Raw genomic sequence first — 6,394 nt, forward strand, 5'->3', positions numbered from 1 at the left:
TCGGTCAGAACAAACTGTGGCTGATGAAGTGAGCAATAGTGAGCATTATTAAGCGAACGAAATTGTACATAAAGACGTTGACATTTATAGTCGTGCGCCGTCTTCTCGAACCGGTTCGGCTCCGGTAGCCCGCCCCAGACCGGATAGTTGTCGAACGAGACGTAGTCGAGGTCTTGGGCCATCTGTTGCTGGTTGATCGCCATGTCGCTATAGACGAGATTGTGCGTGATGAACGCATCGTCATGGATGAGCGGACGGAGCGTATCGACTTGGAGCTTGTTGAACGAACGGTACGCGTCCGAGCAGAAGCGATCGAAGTCGACGAGGAGCGACGGATTGTGCTCTTGGAACACGGTGCGAGGGACCGGAATCTGGCTCCATGCCGAGTATGTATGGCTCCAGAAGACGGTCCCCCAGGCCGCGTTCAACGCGTCGAGCGTCTCGTAGCGGTCTTGTAGCCATGCTCGGAACGCGATTTGGTCGACGTCGCCGTACGAGCGGTCCGATTTCTCGTGGCCGTACTCGTTGTCGGTCTGCCAGCCGATGACGCGCGGATGCTTGCCGTAGCGCTCGGCCATCTTGCGGGTGATGCGCTCGCAGTACTCGCGGTACACCGGGCTGTTGACCGTGTAGTGGCGTCTCGCCCCGAAACTGATGCGGACCCCGTCGGCCGTCACCGGCAAGATGTCCGGATATTTCTCGATCAGCCAGGCGGGCGGTGTCGCCGTCGGCGTGCCGAGGATGATGTCGAAGTCTTGACCGAACTTGGCGACGACCTCGTCCCAAAACGCGAAGTCGAACTCGCCGTCGGCCGGCTCCATCATCGTCCACGCGAACTCGGCCATCCGGATCACGTTGACACCTAACTCTTTCATCAAGCGGACGTCCGTGTCCCACAGGGCACGGTCCGTCTGTTCTGGGTAATAGTCTACTCCTACATACATGTTAGTCACCTCAATCGATTATTTGACCGCTCCCGAAGTCATCCCTTTTTGTAAGAAGCGTTGGAAGAAGATATAGAACACCATCGTCGGCAAGCTGATCAAGACGAGCGAGGCGTATAGTTTACCCGGGTCCCCGCCGAGCGCTTCCGTGAAGAACGTCGGCGCGAGCGTCACCGTCTGCTTGGCCGGGTCCGTCATGAACGTGAGCACCATCAAGTACTCGTTCCACGAATTGAGGAACGCATAGATCGTCGCTGTCGCGAGCGCCGGTTTGGCGAGCGGCATCATGATCTTATAGAAGATTTGGAACGTCGACGCCCCGTCGATATGGGCCGCTTCCATCAATTCGTTCGGCAGCTCGTCGAAGTAGCTCTTGATGAGCATGAGTCCGAACGGGAGGAAGAACGCCACCTCAGCGCCGATCAAGCCCCAATAGCTGTTCAGCCCGTCGAGCGTCCGCAGCGTGAAGAAGAGCGGGACGATGAGCGAGGCGACCGGCAGCATGAGCCCGGCCAAGACGAGGTTGAACAACAACCGTTTCCCGGCGAACTCGAGCTTCGAGAAGCCGAACGCCGCGAAGGCGAGAAACGAGATCGAGATGATGATCATGAAGAAGGCGACGATGAAGCTGTTGAAGACGAACTGGGGAAAGTTCGGGTTCTGTAACGTCGCGATATAGTTACTGAAGCCGTTGACCCGCAAACTCTCTTTGAACATGACGAAGATCGGGAACAACCATATGATCGCCATGAGTGACAGGCCGACATTGGTGAGCCATCTTCCTTTTTTCGTTTGAATTTCCATGGGTACCCCTCCTCAGTCCATTTTCTTCTGCACACGCGTCTGGAAGTACGTGATGCCGAGCGCGATGATCAACAAGATGATGGCGACGGCACTGGCGTAGCCGACCTCTTGGTGCAGCATCGACTTGCGGAACAAGTACGTCGAGATGACCTCGGTCGAGTTGCCCGGTCCGCCTTGCGTCGAGATCCAGACGATGTCGAACGTCTTCAGTCCACCGATGACCCCGAGGATCGTCAGCGTGAACGTCGTCCCTTTAAGATTCGGGAACACGACGCTCCACAGCGTTCGCCAGAAGCCGGCGCCGTCGATGTTGGCCGCCTCGAACACTTCCCGTTCGATCGCGAGCATCGCCATGTAGTACATGATCATCGACGAGCCCGTCCATTGGAAGATGTTGATCAAGATGATCGAGTAGAGCGCGACGTCTTGGTCGCCGAGCCAGTTCTGCTCGAACGCGCCTAAGCCAATCATGCGTAAGAATTCGTTGATGTAACCGAACTGGAAGTCGAAGATCTGCGAGAACGCGGCGCCGAGGACGACCGGGCTCAAGACGACCGGGAAGAAGAACACCGATTTGAAGAACGTCCGCCCGACTCCTTTCGTGTGGAGCAAGTACGCCAAGACGAGCCCGAGCCCGGCTTGGATCGTCACGGTCAGGACGGTGAAGATGCCCGTGTTCTTGAGCGCGTTATAAAATTCAGGGTCGCTGAACATGCGGCCGAAGTTCTCGAGCCCGATGTACGTCTTCTCGAACGAGATGCCGTCCCACGAGAACACCGAATGATACGCGTTATAGAAGATACCGTAATAGATGAAGGCGATGACGAACAGGACGGTCGGGGCGACGAACGCCCAGCCGATCAAGTTCTTTTTCAGCTGCGCTTTCTTCTTCACCGGGTCCGGCCGTTTCGGCGGCACTGCGGACAGCTTTGGTTCCTGTTCCGTTAAGTCGGTTGCGTGTTGCATAGTGTTCCCTCACTTTCCGCTAAAAAAATCGAGCACCAGTCAGGCTGGCCACTGGCGCTCGTGTCGATTATTTACCTTGGTCGGCGATCGCTTGGATGCGTGCGAGTGCTTCTTTCGCATCTTGTCCGCCCGCGATGTTCTGGAGTTCTTTGCCGAGCGTGTCGTACACTTTCGGGTCACGGATGCCGCGGCCCGCGACGGCGTTCTTCACCGTCTCGTTCAAGATCTCGTACGATTCGCGCTCGACGTCAGACGTGAACTTGTCCTCGTACGCGACTTCGATGTCCTTGACGGCTGGCGCCATCTCGAACTTCTCCATGTAGAGCGCTTGGCCCTCGCCTTGCGTCATGTAGGCGATGAAAGCGGCCGCGCCGTCTTGTTGCTCTGACTCTTTGTTGACGCCGAGCGCCATGTCGATCGAGGCGATGACAGGTTGCTCAGTGCCACCCGCGAGGTTCGGGAGCGGGACGAAGCCGATCTCGTCTTCGAAGTTGTTCCACTTGTCACGCTTCTCGACCGTCGTCATCGAGTGGGCTTCCCATGAGCCGATGACCCACATCGCCGCCTTCTTGTCGAAGAAGTTGTTCATGCCGTCCATGTATGTCGCGAGGCCGAGCGCCCCTTCTTGGAAGACTTTGTCTTCGAACAGTTGCTGCCAAAGTTCGGCCGTCTCGACCATCTCTTTGTCCGTCCATTTCGCTTCGCCTTCGAGTACTTTTTGGATGTAGCCTGGTGCGACCTGATGGCTCAAGACGTTGAACACGTCCGTGCCGACCCAGGCGTCTTTCGCGCCGAGCTGCATCGGGATGACCGCGTCGCCCGAGGCGTTGATCGTCTCGATCGCTTTGATCGTCTCGTCATACGTCTTCGGTGGCGTCACGCCGTATTTGTCGAGCATCGTCTTGTTGTACATGAGGTAGGCCTGGCCCGTGAAGCCGACCGGCACCGCCATCTGTTCGCCGTCGACCGTCGTCTGTTCGACGCCGAGCTCGATCAACTTGTCTTGCCAGCCCGCGCCGGCCGCTTTGTCCATGTAGTCTTTCGCCGGGACGAGACGGTCCTTGTATTGCGGGATCATCGGTTCCTTGAGGCCGATGACGTCCGGGCCGTCGCCGCCGAGCATGGCGACTTGGAGTTGCTGCTCATAGTCCTCGAGACGCTTGAACTTGACGATGTAGTCGTCTTGCGACTCGTTGAACGATTTGGCGAGTGCCTCGCCGACTTCAGGTTGCGGCGCCCAGCCCCACCAGTTGATGACCGGCTTGCCGTCTTCTGTCGTCGCGGCCGCCTCTTCTTTCTCGCCGCAAGCTGCGAGCAATGATGACAAGACGAGTACCGATGATGCGAGTGCGATTGTCGATTTTTTCATGTCCAATTCTCCTTTGAATGTTATGCGACCAACTTGAGGCAAAGCTCCCGAATCAAGTGGTCTGGCATCGGTTGATCCCCGAGCCGGGTGAGCGTGTACGCGATCAGTTCCAAATCAAACTGCCAATGGTCGTCTATGTACGAGCCGACGACGTACAGGTCCGCCCCGAACGGCAGCGCGTCCTGTTGCTTCAAGCGCCAGAGCAGCATCTCGAACAGTTCGTCGAAGCTGTTCGCCCGCTCAGCCTGGTTCAAGTCCGAGACGCGGAACAAGCGGATGTCGCGTGCCTCTTCGTCATATAACCGAAAGATGCCGTCCCGCCGTGAGCGGGTGACGACGACGCCGTCCGCTTTTGTGAACGCTTCCAATTCATCGAACGTCGAACCGTCCCTTGTGAATAGTCGCGTCGCCCCGTAGCGACCGAATATATCGTGAAACTTGTCTTTCAGCAATGGTGTCTCTATGTCCATGTCTACCCCTCCACTTTCCCGTTTGAGAGTGTCACCCCTTACTTAGTAAATTAAATTTATTATCTAACTACAAACAGACTATAACACATGGTTTTTATATTTGTAAACGGTTTCATTTAAAATATTTTTTGACACAAAAAAATCGCCCTCGTGTGAGAGCGATGCCGTCATTGGATTTCGCCGAACAGCTGGTTTGTGATAAGTGCGGCCGCACCGAGCGCGCCGTGGTTGGCGTTCCACGGGACGACGCGGATGTCGGTCTGGCGCGCGTCCATCGTCAACGCCGTCTGGGCGACGCGTTCCTGGATGTTCGTGACGACTTGTGGCGCGTAGTTGAACAGCGGCCCCCCGAGCAAGATCCGGCTCGGGTTCAAGAGATGAATCATATTGAGCGTCGCGATGCCGACGTATTCCCCGGCCCGCTCGTACAGTTTTTGGACGTCCGGGTTCGTCCCGACCGCGTCGCGCATGCCGTCGAGCGTCAAGTCATAGTGCTCTCGCGCCTCGTTCAAGATGGCCCGTTCGCCGGCGACGGCCTCCAGGCAGCCGCGGTTGCCGCACGAGCAGATCGGCCCGTCTAGCATGATGCGCATATGGCCGATCTCACCGGCGATATGGTGCTCGCCGTCGATCAGCTCGCCGCCGTGGACGTAGGCGCCGCCGATGCCATAGCCGGCGTAGACGTAGAAGAACTCGTCGATGCCGATCGCCTCACCGAAGTAGAGCTCCCCGAGCGCGAGCGTCCGGACGTCGTTCTCGACGAAGACGTGCTGTTTCAGGCGCGCCTCGAGTTCCCGCTTCAGCGGGATGTCGTGCAAGTGGAAGCGCGGCGCGAACAAGACGACGCCCGCTCCGGCCTCGACCATCCCGTGGACGGACACCCCAAGTCCAATCACGTCCCCGGAAGTCTTGCCGGCAAGTTGTATGTATAGCGTCACGATGGCGTCGATGAACTCCTCGTTCGTATCGAACCGTTCGTCGTGCCATGCCTCGTCAAGTAATTCTCCGTGAATGTTCGTCACGACGCCGTGCAGTTTTCTTTGCGTCGCGTCGATGCCGATGACGAAGCGGTCGCTCGCCGCGAGCTCGAGCATGATCGGCCGCCGTCCCCCGCTCGAGACGCCAAGCTCACGCTCGTTGACCAGCCCTTCTTCCTTTAATTCATTGACGATGTTCGAGATCGTCGGCTTCGTCAAATTCGTCGCCTTGGCGAGCTCGACCCGGGACACCGGCTGATGGAGCCGGATGAGCCGGAGGATGAGCGAGCGGTTATACGTCCGCATCCATTTCGAGTTCCGTGGTGTCGTCTTCCCCATAACTAGTCCACCCATTTCTGTGCTTTTTTCTTAGTATAGCATGTCAGGGAAACCGGTCATGGGTTGACTGAAAAAATCTGGCAAATCATTTCCTTTCGGTCGCGACGACGCTGTCAAAGAAATCGCGCACGTGATAGTCCTGTGGATATGCCGACAGCTCTTTCGCGTACGCGAAATCCCCGAACAGCTTGTTCATCATGACGTTTCGGTCGACGAGTTTTCCGATGACGCCGTTGAACAGACCTAAGCGCCGGACGCGGTTGCCGTGGACGGCCCCGATCATCGAGACGAGGTCGGACGTGCACACGTAGTCCGCGTTCTGGGGATGGAACGTCCCGCTATCTCCGTTCAAGACGATGAGCGCTAACAATTCGGACAAGTTGTCGATATGGATCATGCTGCGTTTATTCTGATAGCTCGGAAAGAACGGGACTTTTGTGAACGCTAGAATAAAATTGACAGTTTTTGCTCGATACGATTTTACACTATTGCCGAAAAATCAGAACAGAACTCCGATAGATTAGT

General features: G+C 56.9%; 7 protein-coding genes. All 7 read right to left on the bottom strand.

Going from position 1 to position 6,394, the window contains the following annotated elements:
- Positions 1-944, bottom strand: a 944-nt coding sequence (locus KNP77_RS15535; protein WP_251139129.1) for a beta-galactosidase, incomplete at its 3' end; no start/stop codon positions are given.
- Between the two features lie 18 nt (positions 945-962).
- Positions 963-1,748 (bottom strand): carbohydrate ABC transporter permease, encoded by a 786-nt coding sequence (locus KNP77_RS15540; protein ID WP_131464370.1) that lies wholly within the window; start codon positions 1,746-1,748, stop codon positions 963-965.
- Between the two features lie 12 nt (positions 1,749-1,760).
- Positions 1,761-2,714 carry a carbohydrate ABC transporter permease gene (locus KNP77_RS15545; RefSeq protein ID WP_214891701.1) on the bottom strand — a complete coding sequence of 318 codons (954 nt, stop codon included), beginning with the start codon at positions 2,712-2,714 and terminating at the stop codon, positions 1,761-1,763.
- A gap of 67 nt (positions 2,715-2,781) precedes the next feature.
- Complete coding sequence (locus KNP77_RS15550; RefSeq protein WP_214891703.1) at positions 2,782-4,083, bottom strand: ABC transporter substrate-binding protein; 1,302 nt, start codon at positions 4,081-4,083, stop codon at positions 2,782-2,784.
- 20 nt (positions 4,084-4,103) lie between these two features.
- Positions 4,104-4,553, bottom strand: a complete 450-nt coding sequence (locus KNP77_RS15555) for a hypothetical protein (protein ID WP_070328426.1) — start codon at positions 4,551-4,553, stop codon at positions 4,104-4,106.
- A 167-nt stretch (positions 4,554-4,720) separates the two neighbouring features.
- Positions 4,721-5,869 carry an ROK family transcriptional regulator gene (locus KNP77_RS15560; RefSeq protein WP_214891705.1) on the bottom strand — a complete coding sequence of 383 codons (1,149 nt, stop codon included), beginning with the start codon at positions 5,867-5,869 and terminating at the stop codon, positions 4,721-4,723.
- Between the two features lie 85 nt (positions 5,870-5,954).
- Positions 5,955-6,266, bottom strand: a complete 312-nt coding sequence (locus KNP77_RS15565; RefSeq protein WP_214891708.1) for a Rossmann-fold NAD(P)-binding domain-containing protein — start codon at positions 6,264-6,266, stop codon at positions 5,955-5,957.
- Between the last annotated feature and the right edge of the window lie 128 nt (positions 6,267-6,394).

Origin of the sequence: Exiguobacterium sp. s142 (genome assembly GCF_018618455.1) — a bacterium.
Lineage (GTDB): Bacteria > Bacillota > Bacilli > Exiguobacteriales > Exiguobacteriaceae > Exiguobacterium > Exiguobacterium aurantiacum_A.

Coding starts and splice junctions, on each gene's coding strand:
- KNP77_RS15540 (WP_131464370.1), bottom strand. CDS start 1,748: ATGGAAATTCAAACGAAAAAAGGAAGATGGCTCACCAATGTCGGCCTG.
- KNP77_RS15565 (WP_214891708.1), bottom strand. CDS start 6,266: ATGATCCATATCGACAACTTGTCCGAATTGTTAGCGCTCATCGTCTTG.
- KNP77_RS15560 (WP_214891705.1), bottom strand. CDS start 5,869: ATGGGGAAGACGACACCACGGAACTCGAAATGGATGCGGACGTATAAC.
- KNP77_RS15545 (WP_214891701.1), bottom strand. CDS start 2,714: ATGCAACACGCAACCGACTTAACGGAACAGGAACCAAAGCTGTCCGCA.
- KNP77_RS15555 (WP_070328426.1), bottom strand. CDS start 4,553: ATGGACATAGAGACACCATTGCTGAAAGACAAGTTTCACGATATATTC.
- KNP77_RS15550 (WP_214891703.1), bottom strand. CDS start 4,083: ATGAAAAAATCGACAATCGCACTCGCATCATCGGTACTCGTCTTGTCA.